Annotated in this window: 14 protein-coding genes and 1 tRNA gene; 2 read left to right on the top strand and 13 right to left on the bottom strand. The window is 62.3% G+C overall.

Annotated features, from left to right (window positions below; translation table 11 throughout):
* Window positions 1-3: 3 nt before the first annotated feature.
* The 4 genes from A37A_RS0105770 to A37A_RS16035 form a co-directional block, all read right to left on the bottom strand.
* Entirely contained in the window at window positions 4-792 is a 789-nt protein-coding gene (locus A37A_RS0105770; RefSeq protein WP_155996491.1) for an outer membrane beta-barrel protein, read from the bottom strand.
* A 299-nt stretch (window positions 793-1,091) separates the two neighbouring features.
* Window positions 1,092-3,185 carry a glucans biosynthesis glucosyltransferase MdoH gene (gene mdoH / locus A37A_RS16030; protein ID WP_018290575.1) on the bottom strand — a complete coding sequence of 698 codons (2,094 nt, stop codon included), beginning with the start codon at window positions 3,183-3,185 and terminating at the stop codon, window positions 1,092-1,094.
* Window positions 3,182-3,787: a hypothetical protein gene (locus A37A_RS0105785; protein WP_018290576.1), complete on the bottom strand. Its 606-nt coding sequence runs from the start codon at window positions 3,785-3,787 to the stop codon at window positions 3,182-3,184. Before A37A_RS0105785 ends, mdoH begins: the two co-directional genes overlap by 4 nt.
* A complete protein-coding gene (locus A37A_RS16035; RefSeq protein WP_018290577.1) occupies window positions 3,763-5,295 on the bottom strand; it encodes a glucan biosynthesis protein in 1,533 nt (510 codons plus the stop codon). Before A37A_RS16035 ends, A37A_RS0105785 begins: the two co-directional genes overlap by 25 nt.
* Before the next feature lie 74 nt (window positions 5,296-5,369).
* Here A37A_RS16035 and A37A_RS0105795 point away from each other — a divergent pair, with 74 nt between their 5' ends.
* Complete coding sequence (locus A37A_RS0105795; protein ID WP_196799513.1) at window positions 5,370-7,604, top strand: glycoside hydrolase family 3 N-terminal domain-containing protein; 2,235 nt, start codon at window positions 5,370-5,372, stop codon at window positions 7,602-7,604.
* Here the strand turns inward: A37A_RS0105795 and A37A_RS0105800 are convergent.
* Both A37A_RS0105800 and A37A_RS0105805 read right to left on the bottom strand, forming a co-directional pair.
* Window positions 7,576-8,802, bottom strand: coding sequence for a class I SAM-dependent rRNA methyltransferase (locus A37A_RS0105800; RefSeq protein ID WP_018290579.1), 1,227 nt, complete (start codon window positions 8,800-8,802; stop codon window positions 7,576-7,578). The two genes, A37A_RS0105795 and A37A_RS0105800, sit on opposite strands and share 29 nt — an antisense overlap.
* A gap of 34 nt (window positions 8,803-8,836) precedes the next feature.
* The gene (locus A37A_RS0105805) at window positions 8,837-10,015 is read right to left on the bottom strand and encodes a KamA family radical SAM protein (RefSeq protein WP_040888421.1); all 1,179 of its coding nucleotides are present in this window, start codon (window positions 10,013-10,015) and stop codon (window positions 8,837-8,839) included.
* A gap of 216 nt (window positions 10,016-10,231) precedes the next feature.
* Here A37A_RS0105805 and A37A_RS0105810 point away from each other — a divergent pair.
* Window positions 10,232-10,314: transfer RNA gene (locus tag A37A_RS0105810), tRNA-Tyr, on the top strand.
* Window positions 10,315-10,320: 6 nt separating this feature from the next.
* Here the strand turns inward: A37A_RS0105810 and pssA are convergent.
* The 7 genes from pssA to nadA form a co-directional block, all read right to left on the bottom strand.
* Window positions 10,321-11,145, bottom strand: a complete 825-nt coding sequence (gene pssA / locus A37A_RS0105815; RefSeq protein WP_231363781.1) for a CDP-diacylglycerol--serine O-phosphatidyltransferase — start codon at window positions 11,143-11,145, stop codon at window positions 10,321-10,323.
* Window positions 11,142-11,801, bottom strand: a complete 660-nt coding sequence (locus A37A_RS0105820) for a phosphatidylserine decarboxylase family protein (RefSeq protein WP_018290582.1) — start codon at window positions 11,799-11,801, stop codon at window positions 11,142-11,144. The genes pssA and A37A_RS0105820 overlap by 4 nt, the downstream gene beginning before the upstream one ends.
* Before the next feature lie 45 nt (window positions 11,802-11,846).
* On the bottom strand, window positions 11,847-12,728 hold the full coding sequence (locus A37A_RS0105825) for a phosphatidate cytidylyltransferase (protein ID WP_018290583.1): 882 nt from the start codon (window positions 12,726-12,728) through the stop codon (window positions 11,847-11,849).
* Window positions 12,725-13,474: an isoprenyl transferase gene (locus tag A37A_RS0105830; RefSeq protein ID WP_081616199.1), complete on the bottom strand. Its 750-nt coding sequence runs from the start codon at window positions 13,472-13,474 to the stop codon at window positions 12,725-12,727. The genes A37A_RS0105825 and A37A_RS0105830 overlap by 4 nt, the downstream gene beginning before the upstream one ends.
* Complete coding sequence (locus A37A_RS0105835; protein ID WP_018290585.1) at window positions 13,464-14,732, bottom strand: adenylosuccinate synthase; 1,269 nt, start codon at window positions 14,730-14,732, stop codon at window positions 13,464-13,466. Before A37A_RS0105835 ends, A37A_RS0105830 begins: the two co-directional genes overlap by 11 nt.
* Window positions 14,733-14,751: 19 nt before the next feature.
* Window positions 14,752-16,041 carry a UDP-glucose/GDP-mannose dehydrogenase family protein gene (locus A37A_RS0105840; protein WP_018290586.1) on the bottom strand — a complete coding sequence of 430 codons (1,290 nt, stop codon included), beginning with the start codon at window positions 16,039-16,041 and terminating at the stop codon, window positions 14,752-14,754.
* Window positions 16,042-16,251: 210 nt separating this feature from the next.
* Window positions 16,252-17,181: a quinolinate synthase NadA gene (gene nadA / locus A37A_RS0105845; protein WP_018290588.1), complete on the bottom strand. Its 930-nt coding sequence runs from the start codon at window positions 17,179-17,181 to the stop codon at window positions 16,252-16,254.
* Between the last annotated feature and the right edge of the window lie 60 nt (window positions 17,182-17,241).

Genomic DNA, 17,241 nt, shown 5'->3' on the forward strand with positions numbered 1-17,241 from the left:
CGCTTAGAACGCGTAGCCGATCGTCATCATCACGATAGGCTCGTACAGGTAGGAGCTGCCGCTCACGTTCACATTAGCATTCACAGCGGGGCCCTTGTTGAAGCCGTTCATATCGCCCAGGAAGACGAAGAGCGCCTCCGCACCAATGAACCAGTGGCTGTTCGGAATGAAGTACCGCATGCCGAGCGCCGGGGAGAACCAGTAGCCCCAAACATTCCCGAGGCTACCCCCGCCGCTTGGACCACCACTCACACTAAATTGGCCGATTGAGCCACCGCCATAGAACCCGATGAAGGGCTCAAAGGACTTGGCGATCCGGTAGCCGAGCGTTCCACCGAGACCGAGGAGACCGATGGTCGCGCCGGAACCCGCACCCCCCAAGCTTGTCGTAGAGCCGGTATACAGGCCGATCGATTCCGCAGTGAAGCTCAGGTTGCCCCACTTGTCGGGGTCGTGCCAGTAGTAGCCGAAGTCCACGCCGCCGGTAAAGGTTTCATTCTGACTTCCGCTGAGCGAGGAGTTTCCGAACGAACCATTATCAAACTGCGCCCACCCCATGCCCGCAGCACCGGCCAAGAACCAGCTTCCGGAGGAGTGCTTCTCCTGCGGAGCCTCTTTCATCTGCTCCTTCGCAGCTTCGTAGGCCTCTTTGTGGCCCTGCGGCACGGTCACCCCGTCTTCCTCGTTCTCCTGGGTGGCGGCCGTTCCCGCACGTAACGGCAAAGCCCCCAACATCATCACGCAACCCACCCCCGCGAGGAGGGCTGCTGCTTTCCATGTTCGTCGCTTCACAATTCTTTCCTCCTTCTTTCCCTTTTTCCTTCGGTTCGGCCGGTGGCAATCCCACCTACGGCCTCGCGTCGGAAAACTCGCCTACTTCCGAGCGATTTGCCGTACACGATGGTATTTTCTTTGGGCCCCGTCAATAACAATTTTGCAAGAGGGTTGACGTACGCTGGGCGAGGAGATACCCGCGCCGCTGGGATCATCGCCGATTTCTACCGCGCCAAGGACGTGCTCGTAAAGCGGGCCTCCATCCGCGTTGCCGCACGCATCTTTGCTCCTAACTCCTGCCTGTCACTCGTCTCGTCCTAAGTCGGAGGCGGGGCGAAGGCGGCCTCCCAGAAGCGGTGGAGGCGGCTGCGAGACCGCGACCAGAGATTGACGTGAAGGGAGCGCACGGAGGCCGGATCCGATAGGACGGTGGCGAGCTCGCGGGCGCTCAGGGAGCCCGGGCCTTCTTGCAAGAACCGCGCCTCCAGAGCTTCCAATGTCTCCCGCGCCCGGCCCGACCGCGCCTCCCGCCTCCGCAGGAGCGCCAGGTGAAGGGCATTGGCATAGGGATCGGCCACAAGCGCGAGAAGCCCCTGGGAAAGCTGGAGCGGATCCGCTTCGTTTCCCCGGCGGTCGAGCCCGGCGAGCTCCGGCGCGGGATGCTCCTCCTCCGGCGTAAGGAAAAGCCCCGCCCTCCGGGTCAGATCTCCCAGACGGGCCCCGCTTGTCAGCCATGCCAGAGGGACGGCGCAGAGCCAGGAGAAGAGAATGGGAAAGAGAGGCCAGAAGAAAAACGGCATTTCCCAGGCCACCAGGCCCAGCCCAAGCCCTCCGGCCAGGGTGATCACACTGTAGTCCCGCAGCACCGCTCGGAGGGGCAGAGCCCCTTCCTCGGTACGGCTCTGTATCCGCCACGGAATCTGCCGCCCGAGGCTCGCGAGGAGCACGAACCGGGTGTAAAAGAGCATCAGGATCGGAGCAAGGAGCGCCGAGAAGCAGAGCTCCAGGAAGGCGCTTGCGGTCAGGCGGAGGAACCCGCCGAAGCCCCTTCTTTCGAAGAGCCCGCGGACGAGGCCGAAGAGCTTGGGCAAGAAGAGGAGAATCAGGGTAAGCCCCAGGAGCTCGGCGGTCGCCCGGTCGGCAAGGCTGCCGGAGCGGCGCACCAGCGCGCCCAAGGCGGCGAAGCGCTCCACGTCGTAGGCTTCCCAGGTCGTCAGCCCGAGAAAGAGGAGCCAGAGCGGGGAGCTCAGGTAGGAAAGGAGCCCTGCGTAGACGTGGAGCCGGCTCGAGAAGCGGAGCCCCGGCACAAAAAGGAACCAGAAGTGCTGGAGATTCCCCTGACACCAGCGCCGGTCCCGGCCCAGGCTTTCCGTCAGATTCGGAGGTCCTTCCTCATAGGAGCCATCTGGAGCATAGGCGAGCCAGGACTGGTACCCTGCCTTTCGCATGAGGGCCGCTTCCACGGTGTCGTGGCTCATGATGTGCAGCCGGAGCCTCCCCGGGCCGGGAAGATCCGGCAGCGCGCACGACGCCAGGAAGGGAGCGAGCCGAAGGATGGCGTTGTGCCCCCAGTAGGGCCCTGCGGCAAAGTGCCAGTAGTGGGAGCCTGCGGCGAAGAGCGGGCCCGTCAGGGAGGCCGAAAACTGCTGCAGCCGACGGAAAAGCGTCCGACCCCGAACCAACCGGGGCATCGTCTGGATGATTCCCGCCTTCGGATTGGCCTCCATAGCCTCGACCAGCCAGGTCAGCAGCTTGCCGGAAAGAACGCTGTCGGCATCAAGGACGACCATGTACCGGTACCGGCTCCCCCATCGCCGGCAGAAGTCGGCAACGTTCCCGCTCTTCCCGTGCGTCGAAAGCCGCCGCTTCCGATAGAAGATCCTCCCGAAGGCGTTCTCCTCCTTGCAGAGGGCAAACCAGGACTGTTCCTCGGCGGCCCAGACGGCTGGGCTCCTCGAGTCGCTCAGCACGAAGAAGTCGAAGCCCCCGCTTCGGCCGGTCACAGCGAGCGAACGCCACATGTTCCGGATGGCGCCGAAGACGCGGGCGACCGGTTCGTCGCAGATCGGCATCACGATCGCGGTGGCCGGCGAGGTCGGCTCGCCTCCATCCACTCCTGCCACGAAGAGCCGGGAGGCCTCATAGGGGTCCCCGCCCCTCGTCCACTCGAGAAAACCGAAGAGAGCCAGGCAGCAGCCGAAGACGATCTGCGAAAAGAGGAAGACGAAGAGCCACAAGAGAACAAGATGCCGAACCCCGAAGCCGGGCGCTCCCAGGGCTTCGACCATGAGCCAGGCGCCGACGCCGACCAGCAGGAGGAAGATGCCGAAGAAGAGGGACCGCCGCAGGGGCAGGATATCCCGGGGAAGGAGCACGGTCGGAGGAGGAGAGCCGGTAGGCAGGTCGTTCATGGCAAGAAGAAGAGAAAGTAGACCGCGCAGGCCAAGCCGAAGACACCGATCCAGAAAACGAGGATCGCACCCACCTCTCTCCAGCCCACCTGCTCCCACGCTTCCCGGGCCAGCCGCGCGAAGGGGCCGTAGTCGATCGGCCTCGAAACCATGTGGGAAACCTGGAGCGCAGGCCCAGCCTGAAAGGCAGATTCGCGCAACCCTTCGACAAGCTCCGGAGGAGTCTCCTTGGAAAGGAAGGCGCGCGGCCACCGGTCCAAGCCTCCGATCCGCGCGAGGCCCAAGGCGGCAACGGCCGCGCGACCCGAACTTCCCGCCTCCGGCGCCAAGGGGAGCGCTTCGAGCCACTCCGTCACCTTCTCCTGCGCGAGCTTCAGGGTGAGCTCGACGGGCGGACGGCCCGGATTCCTCTCCTGCTCCCGGATCGCGAGTGCCAAGAGGCTCGTTCCGATGAGCCGCTGATAGAACGGATCCGCAACCTTCCAGCGCGCCAGGTAGGCATCGAGGCGTGCGGCCGCCTCCCGCCAATCGGCGAGGGATTCGGCCGGAAGCTTCGCCCAATCCGCCGCCTCGGCGTTCAGGGATAGAAGGGGTAGGTCCACGTTTCGGTGAGCGCCTCCTGCTCGAGTTCGAGCCGGCAGCGGAGCTGCGTGGGTGTCGAGGATGGGGCGGCCGGCCCGGCCGTAAAGGTTACCCTCCAGGACTGGTCGACCGGATTTTTCACGACATGAATCTCTCCGATTGCCGCCGGAGGTTCGCTTTCCACCAGGGCGCGCAGCGGAGCGTCCTCTCCCAGGGACCGGAGCCGGTTTCCCCCAAAATCGAGAATGAAGCGGCGGAGAGCCTCTCCAGGTAGTCTCTCCACCCGGGTAGCCAGGCAGCGGCCGAGAGGGGGAAGCTGCAGATTGTCCAAGAACCAGTGAAGGGTGTATTCCACCGCGAGCGGCTCGCCGGGCTGCGGCTGCTTCTCGGGCACAAAGTAGGCGACCACATTGTCCAGGTTCGCATCGACGGTCGAAAGTTCGACCAGTCGGATTTTCCCGGCAGGCCAGCCTCCTCCGGGCTCCACCCAACAGCTCGGCCTGCGGTCGTACACCATGTCGAGGTCGTCGTAATGGGCAAACTCCCGGTCGCGCTGGAGGAGCCCGAAACCGCGAAGGTCGCCTGCCGGAAAGTCGCTCACCCGCCGCCCCTTGCCCGACTCGAGCGGGCGCCAGCACCAGCGCTCCTCCCCCAACCGAAAAAGCAGCCCGTCTGAATCGTGAACCTCGGGGTGCCGGTTGCCGGCGGGGATCTCGGTATTCTCCCCGTACCAGAACATGCTCGTCAAGGGAGCCAGCCCGATCTCCTCACGCTCGCGTCGGAGGAAGATCACCGCCCGAACGCGAAGGAGGGTCTCGGCCCCCGGCTCGAGATCGAACCGGTAGGCTCCGGTGACCGAGGGTCCGTCCAGCAGAGCATAGAAGAGCAGGACGCGGGCGCTCGGCGAAGGCTCACAGAACCAGAAGCGGGTGAAGGAAGGAAACTCCTCGCGGCGCTTCGCCGTTGTATCGATCGCTAGCCCTCGAGCCGAAAGGCCGAACGCCATGTTCTTTCCGACCATCCGGAAGTAGCTCGCCCCCAGGAAGGAAGCGACTTCGGCCAGTTGGTCCCGCCTCTCCAGGGGATAGTAGATGCGAAACCCGGCGTATCCCAGGTTGGGAGGCAGTTTCTGGATGGGCATCGCTCCGCCGAAATCAAAGAAGCGCGGCAGATAGGGGATCGGCTGCACTCCCTTCCGATCGACCTGGAAACAGCGGATCGGTTGGTTGAAGAGGTAGCCCGGATGAAAAAAACCGATCTGGAACGGGAGGGCTGCGTCGCGCCAGAGGAGATCCTCGTCGCGCCAGCGGATCTGCCGGTACTGGTCGAAGTTCAACGTTGCCAGGAAGGCCGGCACGGTTGCCGCGGCATAGGGCTCCGAGGACTTTTCCCGGGCCTCCTCGATCACATCCTCGAAGCGCAGCGGCGGGCGGTAGCGGGTCTCCCGCACGATGAAGAGAAAGAGAAGCAGCGCCACCGTTCCGAAAACCAGATGGATCTTGAACGTCTTTCGGGAAAGGAGTGCCATCGGGTCATGCCGAATTGTCCAACCGACTGCGCTCCCATGGAGATGACAGGAAAGAGGCCGCCGGCAAGAAGAAAATGATCCGGCTCGCTATCCTTGCGCCGCCAGCTCTTCTCCTCTTTCTTCTCCTTGCCATGGATTCCCGACCCTCGCCTCCTAGTCCGCGGGAGCTTCTTTCCCGCATGACGATCGAAGAGAAAGTGGGGCAACTGGTCCAGGAGGCACCGGCGCAAGCGGCCGGCCGGCTCTCCACCGAAGAGAAGCGCCGGGTCCGGGAAGGAAGGGTGGGCAGCTTCCTGAACTGGCAGGATCCGATGGGGATGGCTGAGGCCCAGCGCCTGGCCCGGAAAGAATCCCGCCTCGGCATCCCGCTGCTCTTCGCCTTCGATATCCTGCATGGCTTCCGCACGATCTTCCCCATTCCCCTAGCGCTGGCCGCCACCTGGAATCCTCCCCTCGTAGAGGAGGTTGCCGGACTCTCCGCCTGGGAGGGGCGGTCCGCCGGCATCCATTGGACCTTCGCACCCATGCTCGACGTCTGCCGGGACCCGCGCTGGGGCCGCATCGCCGAAGGCCCGGGAGAAGATCCCTTTCTGGCCTCGGAGCTTGCCTCGGCTTGGGTCCGCGGCTTCCAGGGAGACGATCTTGCCTCGAGAGACCGGCTGGCCGCCTGCCCGAAGCACTTCGTCGCCTACGGCGCGGGGGAGGGAGGGCGCGATTATGCCGCCGTCGACCTCTCCCTTGGAAAGCTTCTCGAGGTCTACCTTCCCCCGTTTACCGCCGCGGTTCACGCCGGGGCGGCTTCGGTGATGACGGCCTTCCCGAGCGTCAACGGGCTGCCGGTGGCGGCCAACCCCTTCCTTCTCCGAACTCTCCTGCGCCAGAAGCTCGACTTCCGGGGTGTCGTGGTGAGCGACTGGAACGCCGTCGGCGAGCTGCTGGTCCACGGAGTCGCTGCTGACGCGGAGGACGCGGCCCGACTCGCCATGAAGGCAGGGGTGGACGTCGACATGGCGAGCGGTCTCTTTGCCGCAAAGCTGCCCGGCCTCGTCCGGGCGGGTAAGGTCCCGGAAGCGCTCCTGGATCAAGCGGTCGAGCGGGTCCTCGCGCTCAAGGCCAAGCTAGGCCTTTGGAGCAGCCCCGCGGAGCCGCAGGTACCACCGTGGGTCGACCCGCTCCCGGCAACGTCCCGTGGGCTTGCCCTCCGAGCGGCTCGGGAAGGGATCGTCCTTCTCCGGAATCAACGCGAGATCCTCCCGCTTTCCCCCCGCGTCCGGTCGATCGCCGTCATCGGTCCCCTCGCCGATGACCGTCGGAACGCCTTGGGACCCTGGCCCGGAATCGGCCGCGAAGAGGACGTCGTCACGGTCCTGGAAGGCATCCGCAGCCGCGCTCCAGCGGCCACGCGCGTGCTCTTTGCTCCTGGCTGCTCGGCCGACGACCCGTCAACCGCCGGTTTCGCCGGCGCCGCCCGTCTCGCCGAGTCGGCGGACATCGTCGTGGCGGTGGTCGGAGAGCAGGCGCGAATGAGCGGGGAAGCCGCCTCGCGAGCCGACCTCGGCCTGCCGGGGCGGCAGGAGGAGCTCGTCCGCGCCCTTGTCGAGACCGGCAGGCCGGTCGTAGCGATCCTCAGCAGCGGGCGGCCCTTGGCGCTGCCGTGGATCGCCGAACATGTCCCGGCGGTTCTGGCCGCCTGGTTCCTCGGCGTGGAATCGGGAAACGCCGTCGCCGATATCCTCTTCGGCCTTTCCAGCCCGGTCGGCCGGCTCCCGGTCACCATCCCGCGTGCCGTCGGCCAGATCCCGATCTATTATGGCCACACGAATACAGGGCGCCCCCCGGGAAGCGGTCGGGATGTTTCCGGATACATCGACCTCCCCGAAACCCCGCTCTTCCCTTTTGGATACGGCCTCGCCTACACCCGTTTCGCCTATCGGGATATCCAGGTGGCGCCCGCGGTCATCGGCCACGGACAATCGGTGGAAGCGAGCGTGCTCCTCGCCAATACCGGCCCGCGGGCCGGCGCGGAAACGGTCCAGCTCTACCTGCGGGATCCGGCGGCAAGCCTGACCCGCCCGATTGCCGAGCTCAAAGGCTTCCAGCGCGTCTTTCTCGAACCGGGTGAGGAGCGTCGCGTGCGTTTCTCGCTCCCTTCCGAAGCGCTCGCGTTCGTCGGGCCGGATGGGGAACTCAGGAAGGAGGCGGGCGATTTCGAGCTTCGGATCGGCCCATCCGCCGCCTCCGGGCTCTCCGCCTCTTTCCGTTTGGAGAACCAACGGCTCCCTACTCCCTCTCCACGAGGCACCCCTTGAGATATTCGGTTTCCGGAATCGTGGGAAGAATCGGGTGGTCCAAGGACTGACCGAGAGTCTTCCGAAGGCGCAGGGTCACATTCGCCTCCCAGGAAGCCCGGCCGATCAGCTCCTTCCACTCGCCGAGCCCAAAGTGGTGCGAGCAGCAAAAGCTGGCCAGGAGTCCGCCCGAGGCGAGCAACCGCAGCGCCCTCAGGTGGAGCTCGTGATAGCCCCGGAGGGCGGCGGCGCGCTGGGCCTTTGTCTTCGTGAACGATGGGGGATCGAGGATGATCAGATCATATTGCTGCTTCTCCTGCTGCGCTCTTCGGAGCCAGTCGAAGACATTCTCCTCCACCCAATTGATCGCGGCGCCCGCCTTTTCCGCCGCAGCCCGGCCGGACTGAAGGGCGGTGGCCGACTGATCGACCGCCGTGCAGGAACTCGCGCCGGCCGCCGAGCAGAAAAGGGAGAAGGCTCCCTGGTAACTGAAGAGATCGAGCACGCGCCGGCCGGAAGCAAGAGAGCGGACTTCCCGATAGTTGGCGCCCTGATCCAAGTAGAGCCCTGTCTTTTGCCCCTCCAGAAGGCGAGCGGGCAGCAGAACTCCGTTTTGCCGGATCCAGAGTGGATCATGGTAGCTGCCGAAGAGGACCTTCTTCTCGAGCGGCAACTTTTCTTGAAGCCGCACGGGCGCGTCATTGCGAAGAACGACCTGGGAGAGCCCTGTTTTTTCCCGAAGCAGGGAGACGATCTCCCGGCTCCGTCTCTCCATGCCAGAGGTGAGAAACTGCACGACCATCCAATCCTGGTAGCGATCGGCGACGAGTCCGGGAAGCCCGTCCGACTCCGACCAGACCAGTCGCACCGCATCCGCATCGTGAGGCTTCAGGAGGCCAAGGGCATTCCGATAGGCAAGCGCCTGGTCGAGTTGCCGGGAAAGAAAGGTGGAGTCGAGGACCTCCTCCCTGCGCGAATAGAGCCGGACCGCGATCTGGGAGCAGCCGCTCCAGATCCCGCAGCCGATCCGATCGCCGCGGGCGCCCCTCGCCTCGACGCAGTCTCCATCTTGGGGATCGCCCTCGACTTGCGCCACTTCGCTCCGATAGATCCAAGGGTGCCCATGAAGGCAACGATGAGTCCCCTGCTGCTGAAGGAGAACTCGCCCGCAAATCCCTGGGGAGAATGGAGGAGGAACGGGCAGCGAACCGATGGGCACGACTTTCTTTGACTCCTGACCAGGGAGGTGCGCCTCAGGAAGCCCGTTCCCGAGGAGTCCTTTCCGCTCCTTCCGGGGAGGAAGGAGGAGATGGATACCGGTAGAGCTTCCCCAGGAAATTGTGAAGGAGGATCTGCCCTCCTTCTTCCCCGACGATGTACTCGGGATTCAGCGGAATCTTTCCGCCGCCGCCCGGTCCGTCCACGACGTACTGAGGGACGGCGAAACCGGTCGTGTATCCCCGAAGCTCCCGCATGATCCGGATCCCCTCCTCGATCGGTACGCGGAAGTGATCCGTGCCTTCGATCAGATCGCACTGATAGAGATAATAGGGGCGGACCCTCGCCCGAACCAATTTGTGGACGAGATCGCGGACGGCACCCACCGAATCGTTGATCCCACGCAAGAGAACGGACTGATTTCCCAGAGGAATCCCCGCATCCGCCAATCGCCCGAGAGCATCCCTGACCTCCGCGGTCAACTCCGCGGCATGATTGGCGTGAATGTTGATCCAAAGAGGATGAAAAGTCCGCAAGAGCTCGCAGAGATCACTTGTCAGGCGCTGCGGGAGAAAGATCGGGACCCGAGTACCGATGCGCACGATCTCGATGTGGGGGATCTCTCGCAGGCGGCCCAGAAGCTCCCGTAAGCGGCCATCGGAAAGAAGCAGCGGGTCTCCTCCGGAAAGCAGAACATCTCTCACCTCCCGATGCTCCCAGAGGTAAGCTAGGGCGCGATCCATGTCCACTGCCAGATGCTGCTCTCCCACCCCGCTCACGATCCGCGATCGGGTACAGTAGCGGCAGTAGCTGGCGCAGCGATCGGTCACTAGGAAAAGAACCCGATCGGGATAGCGGTGGACAAGCCCTGGCGCGACCATGTTCCCATCCTCGCCGCAGGGATCGCTCATCTCATAGGGGGCGCGAAGCAGTTCTTCGCTCCGCGGGATCACCTGCCGCCGGATGGGACAATCGGGGTCGTCCGGAGAGAGAAGCGTAAAGAAGTACGGAGTGATCGCAAGCGCGAGCTTTCTGGAGGAAGCGAGCAAGATTCCTCCTCTTTCCGAATCCGTCAGCCTCAGATGGCCAGCGATCTCCTCGAGCGAGGCGAGCCGGTGGCGAAGCTGCCATCGCCAGTCGTTCCACTGCTCATCCGGAATGTCGGCCCAGAAGCCTTTGCCCGCCGAGCGGAAGTCGCGGTCGCGGCAGCTCAAGAGAAGGTCCTTCCGTACACAGAAGGCAAAGCTAAGTCTTTTGGCATCCTTGTCAACCGCCCGTAGCCTCAAAAAGTCATGACGTCGCGATCCGTGCCGGCTCTCCGGTCCCAAGAACCGCCTTTCCTCCTTGCCAAGCAGCGGCCAAGGTGATTTCCTCATCTCCTACTGTTCGAAAACGAAGAGGACCTCCGGAAAACGTTTTCTCGGCAAGACGGGCAGATACCGAAGTGGTTAAACGGGGCAGACTGTAAATCTGCTGGCTCCGGCCTTCGCTGGTTCGAATCCAGCTCTGCCCATTGGCTTCATTCCGGTTGCACATCCCTCTCGTCGGTTTCCTCCTCCTCAAGAGCTCGCCGCCAGTGTGGGGAAAGGAGCGGGCGAATGAAGCCGAAGAGAAAGTAGGCGAGAAAGTCGACGGCCAGCATCCACTTGTAATAGACGACCGTCAGGGCGACCGCCGCCAGAACCAGCAGAAATTTGGGTATGGAATGCTGGGTTCGCAACCCGACTCCCTTGAAGCTCGGGTAGTGGAGCTTGCTGAACATCATGAAGGAGAGAAGGAGGAGAAGGGCCACCAAGAGAAAGCGGCCCCATCCTTGTTTCAGCTCTCGATCGGTCTCGTAGAGGGAGAGCAGGAAGAGCGTCAGAGAGGAGACCAGTCCCGCTGCGGCAGGGATCGGAAAGCCGGTGAATATCTCTTTGCTCTCCTCGGCTCGGGCGGCATAGACGTTGAAGCGGGCCAAGCGGAGCGCGCCACACACGAGGTAGGTGGCCGCCACGATCCATCCAAGCCGGTGCGGAAACTGGTAGAGGACGATCTCAAAGACCAGCAGAGCCGGAGCGACCCCAAAGGATATGAGATCGGCCAGGGAATCGAACTCGCGCCCAAATGCACTCTCCTTGCCGCCGAGACGAGCCACCCGCCCATCCAGCAGGTCGAAGACGAAGGCGGCCAAGATAAAATCCAGGCTAGTCTTGTACGTGTGGATCCAGCCGGAAAGCTCGCTATCGCGCAGGATGCTTCCTTCCAAGATCTTAAGAATCGCAAGAAATCCACAAAGCAGGTTCCCTGCGGTCATGAGGCTTGGCAGCAGGTAGATTTTGCCCTGGTTCTCGTGCTCTTTCACGGCCACCGGCCTACAACGGTCTCTCCTGCATGGACGATTCTTCCCGGTTCGACGAGGATGTCGCACTGCTCCGGCAAGTAGAGTTCCGTGCGGGACCCGAACCGGATCATTCCGATTCTCTCCCCTGCGCGCAATGACGTTCCCGTTCCGACCCAGCAGACGATTCGACGGGCGACCAGACCGGCAATCTGGCGCATTCCCACCGTCCCGCGCGGGCTCTCGATCCACCAATCTTGCCTCTCATTGCGCTCCGCCGCCTCCTTCCGGCGGGCGTCCAAAAAGCTTCCGCGAACATGCTCAATCTTCGACACGGTACCCGCCACCGGGGCGCGATTGACATGCACGTCGAACACCGAGAGAAAAATCGCGATGCGGTGCATGGGTCGGGACGAAAACGGACTTTCCCGGACGAGATCCACCAGGACGACCTTGCCGTCCGCCGGCGCGACAATCGCGTTGGGATCCTGACTCGTCCGGCGATCCGGATCTCGGAAGAAGAAAACCACAAACCCGAGCAAAAGAAGAAGCAGCGTTCCGAAAAGACGACTCCACCGGAAAGGAAGGATGAGAAAGAAAACCGTGGCCGCAGCCAGAATCGTCAGAAGCGGCAGCGCATCTCGAATGGCAGGAGGAAGCATCTCTTGGTTCTTTTCCACTTCTCTCGATCTCTGGACGGCTCTCTACCCGCTTTGGCGGGGAATTCACGGAATCGCGGACACGCCAAACCGCGCCAATCCATAAAAGTAGAAGGCGGGTGCCGTAAAGAGCAAGCTGTCGACAAGGTCTAGCGCTCCACCAATTCCCGGGATCCACTGGCCCGAATCCTTCACATGTGCGTCTCGTTTTGCCGCGCTTTTCGCCAGATCGCCGCAGACACCCAAGGACCCGAGTCCCAAGCCCAAAAGCACGGTATCCAGCAGGCGAAATCGCGGAAGACCATTGCGGCAGAAAAAAACAATGACTAGGCTCGTCAGAAGCGCGGCGGCAAGCCCTCCCATAAAACCCTCCCATGTTTTTTTCGGGCTGATCCGAGGCAGCAGTCGGTTCTTCCCAAGGAGCGATCCTGCCACGAAGGCTCCAGTATCGCCTAGCTTGGTCACCACGATCACGAAGAGAACCGCGACGCGCGGATCGGAGTAGTTGTTCGGCTCAATGGCAATCCGGCACAAGAAGCTGAGAAGGAAGGGAATGTAGATGACGCCCAAGAGCGTCAGTCCCGCTGCCTCCAGCGGCAAGAGAGTTCCCTGAGAACCAAGGACCACTCGGAAAAGGAGCACGATCACCGTCAAAACGAAGAGAGCCTCGTCCCATAGCCGAGCCGCCTGGCCCGTCTCCGGCCAGGCAACCGAGGAAAACCACAAAATTGCGTAAACCATGAGGCCCAATCCGATCCCCAGGCCTTTGAAGATGACCGCGCCCTTCCCCTCTTGCATGCGGTAAAACTCCCATTGCGCGGCGGCCGAAAAAATTGCTACTGCCAGGATCTCCCCTGTCCTCCATCCAAAGAGGAGCACGGCGAGAACGACGCTCCAGAGGACGGCCGACGACCCCGTCCTGGCAAGCCAGCTTGGTCCCTTGTTCATTCGAACTCCTCCCTCTCGAGCCGGCCAAACCGTCGCTGTCTTCTCCCATACTCTTCCACGGCCCGTAAGAATGCCTCTCGTCGAAAGTCCGGCCAGAGAACGTCGGTGAAGTAGATCTCGGAGTAGGAGATCTGCCACAAGAGAAAATTGCTGAGCCTCATCTCCCCGCTGGTTCGAATCAGCAAGTCAGGGTCGGGGTCCTCCCCAGTGTAGAGATAATGACGGAAAGCGGTCTCATCGATCTCCTCCGCCCGCAGGCGACCATTCAAAACGTCGCAAGCCAGACGCTGAACCGCCGTCAGGATCTCGATCCGGCCACTGTAGCTGAGCGCAAGCGACAGGGTAAGCTTGCGATGTTGAGATGTCCGGAGGATCAACGCATCGATCTTTTCCCGTAAAGCCGACGGAAGATCGGCAATTCTGCCAATCACTTTCAGGCGCACCTCGTTGGCGACCAGATCGGCTTCCGTTTCCTCCACAAAACTGTTCAGCAGCTCCATCAAGGCGTTCACCTCCTGGATCGGCCTCTTCCAGTTCTCTACCGAGAACGCATAGAGGGTCAGGAAGTCCACCCCGATTTCCCCTGCGGTGCGCACGACTTCCCGAGCCGCCTCGAAGCCGGCTCGATGCCCTTCGATGCGTGGAAGATTCCGAGCGCGAGCCCATCGACCGTTTCCGTCCATGATGATGGCCACGTGGGTCGGGGCACTCGAACCCTCGTTCGACCTGGTCTTTCTAGTCGACAAGGAACGTCTGCTCCCTTCCCGCTCCCACGGAGACCAAGCGGACGGGGGATCCCGTCAACTCGGAGAGTGCATCCAGATATTGTTTGGCGAGATTCGGCAGATCGGCGAAGCGCCGGACATCGGACGTCGGCTGTCGCCACCCTGGAAACTCCTTATAGACCGGCTTGCATTCCTGCCACTGCGCCGGGGACGTCGGTGGATGCGAGAGGCGTCGACCTCGCCACTCGTACGCAATGCAAACGGGGATCGTTGAGAGCGTGTCCAGGCCGTCCAGATTGGTCACGGCAAGCTCGTCGAAGCCATTGATCAAACAGGAGTAGCGGCTCATCACCCCATCAAACCAACCGCATCGCCGAGCTCGCCCTGTGGTGGCCCCGAACTCCCGTCCGCTCTGATGCAGCAGCGCCGCCAACTCGCCCGATTCCACCGGCATCGGCCCGGCACCCACACGGGTCGTGTAGGCTTTGAGGCAGCCGACGACCCGGTCGATGCGATGCGGGGGCACCCCGGTCCCCGTGACGGCGCCTCCCGCCGTCGTGTTCGAGGAGGTGACATAGGGGTAGGTGCCGAAATCAATGTCCAAAAAAGTGCCTTGAGCGCTTTCAAAGAGCATGTCTTTCCCGTCCCGCATCGCATCGGCAAGCCAGATCGCCGTGTTCACGACCATCTCTCGGAGAAAAGCCGCTGCTTCCGAACAGCGATGGATCACATTTTCGGGGTCGATCGGCTGGGCTCCCAGAAAGCAGAGCAGCCGATTTTTCTCTTCGATTCTTTCTTGGAGCTTGCTCCGAAGCTCCTTCGGCTCCAAGAGATCGTGAACGCGCAACCCGGTTCGATTCACCTTGTCGACGTAGGCCGGACCGACTCCGCGCCCTGTCGTCCCTAGCTTCTTCTTGCCCCGAAGGCTTTCCAACTGCTCGTCCATGCGCCGGTGATAGGGCAGCACCAAGTGGGCGGAGTCCGATAGGAAGAGCCTGCCCCCCGGCGCAATCCCGCGAGCGGTCAGACCCTCGATTTCGTCTACGAGCGAGATCGGATCGATGACCATTCCATTGCCCAAGACGCATTCCTTCTCCTTCCAAAGAATTCCCGAAGGAATCAGATGGAGAACAAATTTTTCCCCCTCCACCTTCACCGTATGGCCGGCGTTGTCTCCCCCTTGGCAACGAACGACCACGTTGGCGCCTCCGGTAAGGAAATCAATGATCTTTCCTTTTCCCTCGTCCCCCCATTGGGCACCGACAAGAACCGTGTTCATTCCCCCCGACCCATTCCTGTTATCGACCGACGCCGCGATACGAGAACCCCCAGGCCGTCATCTTTTCCCGGTCCAAAAGGTTGCGTCCATCGAACACCAGCGGGCTCACCATCCGCTTTTTCATGGCGAGCCAATCGAGGTCCCGGAACTCCTCCCACTCCGATGCCACCACGACGCAATCCGCACCCTGAGCCACGTCTTCTCCGCGAGAACAAAGCTGAAGTTGCGGGAGCGCCTGCTCCGCCTTCGCCATTGCCTTCGGATCGAAAGCGCGAACCACTGCTCCCTCCTTGAGGAAGGATTCCGCCAAAGACATCGCGACGCTCTGCCGCGTGTCATCCGTGTTGTTCTTGAACGCCAGGCCCAGCAAGCCGATCGTCTTGTCGCGCAGAAGCCAGATCTCCTCGCGAATCTTTTTCAAGAAATGCTCCCTCTGCTGCTCATTGATCGACGCGGCCTCCTTCAGCAGACGGAAATCACAGCCCAACTCCTCGGCGATCCGTATGAAGGCGGAGACATCCTTTGGGAAGCAGGAGCCCCCCCACCCGACTCCCGCCTGCAGGAAGGAGCGGCCGATCCGCCGATCCAAGCCCATTCCTTCCGCCACAAGGAGCACGTCCGCTTTCGAAGCCTCGCAAATCTGCGCGATCATGTTGATATAAGAGATCTTGAGGGCCAAGAAACTGTTCGAGGCATGCTTGATGAGCTCCGCCGAATTCAAATCCGTGATCAACATCAGCGTCCGGAAGGGTCCGTAGACCTCCTTCATGATCTCAGTGGCTCGCTCTGAGGAGGCCCCAATCACGATGCGATCCGGTTTCATCAGGTCCGCGATCGCAGAGCCTTCCCGGAGAAATTCGGGATTGCTCACCACGTCGAATTCCGCCTTCTGCTTGCTGTACCGCTCGATCGTCTGGGCCACCTTCTCCCCGGTCCGGACGGGAACCGTGCTCTTATCAACGATGACCCGGTACTCCCGGAGGGAACCGGCGATCTCGCGGGCCACCTTCTCCACGTAATGAAGGTCGACGCTGCCATCCGCATGGGGCGGGGTCGGTACGGCGATGAAAAGCGCAAGGCAGCTCTCCACCGCCTCCGCCACGGACTCCCCGAAGCGGAGACGTCCCAAAGCCGCATTCCTCGAAATCATGGCTTCCAAGCCCGGCTCATAGAAGGGAACACTCCCGCCGCGCAGGCTCTTCACCTTCGCCTGGTCGCTATCCACGCAAAGCACGTCGTGGCCTACTTCGGCGAAACAGGCCCCTGTCGTCAGCCCGACGTATCCAGAACCGATGATCGCAATTTTCATGGTAGAACTCCATGCCCGAACGACCGGCGCCAAGGTCGCCCCAGCCCGCCGCCCGGACAAACTTTCTCCTCTAGTTTGTTCGCCTCATTCCGACTTCTTGCTCAGGCACGCTTTTCTGCGCTCCTCCCCGGTTCAAGCGAACCGAAGAAGCCGGTTTCGCCCCAGAGGACCGCCGCTCTTGGACGCAGAAGTAGAGCCGATCTTCCTTCCTTAATTGGCGCTCCAATCCAGCATCCGCTCAATCGGGAGGCGGGCTCGCTCCGCAATCTCCCGTGGCACGACGATTTCCGGTTCGCCAGATTGCAAGCTTCGGCAGACCTTTTCCAGCGTAATCTTCTTCATGAACCGGCAGTGGGCGCAGGCGCAACTCTCGGTGGGAGCGGGCAAGAACTCCTTCCCCGGAACTTCCCGGCGCAGACGGTGGAGCATCCCGGCCTCCGTGGCAATGATGAAGCTCTTGGCAGAACTCTTCCCACAGTAGTCCACCATCTTCTCGGTCGAACAGATCTCGTCCGCCAGCATCCGGACGGCGGCATCGCATTCCGGATGGGCCACGATCGGTGCTCCCGGATAGCTCTGCCGCATCCGGAGAAGGCTCGCGTGAGTAAATTCCACATGGATGTAGCAGTGCCCTTGCCAGAGGCGCATGTTGCGTCCGGTCTGCTGCTTTACCCATTCGCCGAGATTTTGATCCGGGACGAAGAGGATCTCGTACTCCGGCGGGACCCGGTTCACGATCCTGACTGCGTTGCCCGAGGTACAGACTACGTCGCTTAGCGCCTTCACCGGGGCGGTAGAATTCACGTAGGTCACCACGAAAAGGCGATCGGAGGTTCGACGCACCTGGGCAAGCTCGTCCTCACTACAGGAGTCCGCAAGCGAGCAGCCCGCCTCCAGGTCGGGAAGGAGCACCTTCTTCTCCGGATTGAGAATCTTCGCGGTCTCCGCCATGAAATGGACGCCGCAAAAGACGATCCAATCGGCTTCGGTGCGATGCGCCTGGTAAGCGAGGCCGAGGGAATCGCCTACGAAGTCGGCGATCTCCTGAACTTCCTGGACTTGGTAATTGTGGGCCAGAATAACGGCGTTCCTCTCCTTTTTGAGGCGCCGAACCTCTTCCTGCCATTGTCTGGTATCCATCGCAAACGGTTAGCCTTTCGTCTCCTTTTACTCTGTCCACTCCTGGAAGGCTTGTCTAGC

Origin of the sequence: Verrucomicrobium sp. 3C (assembly GCF_000379365.1) — a bacterium.
Classification (GTDB): Bacteria; Verrucomicrobiota; Verrucomicrobiia; order Methylacidiphilales; family Methylacidiphilaceae; genus Methylacidimicrobium.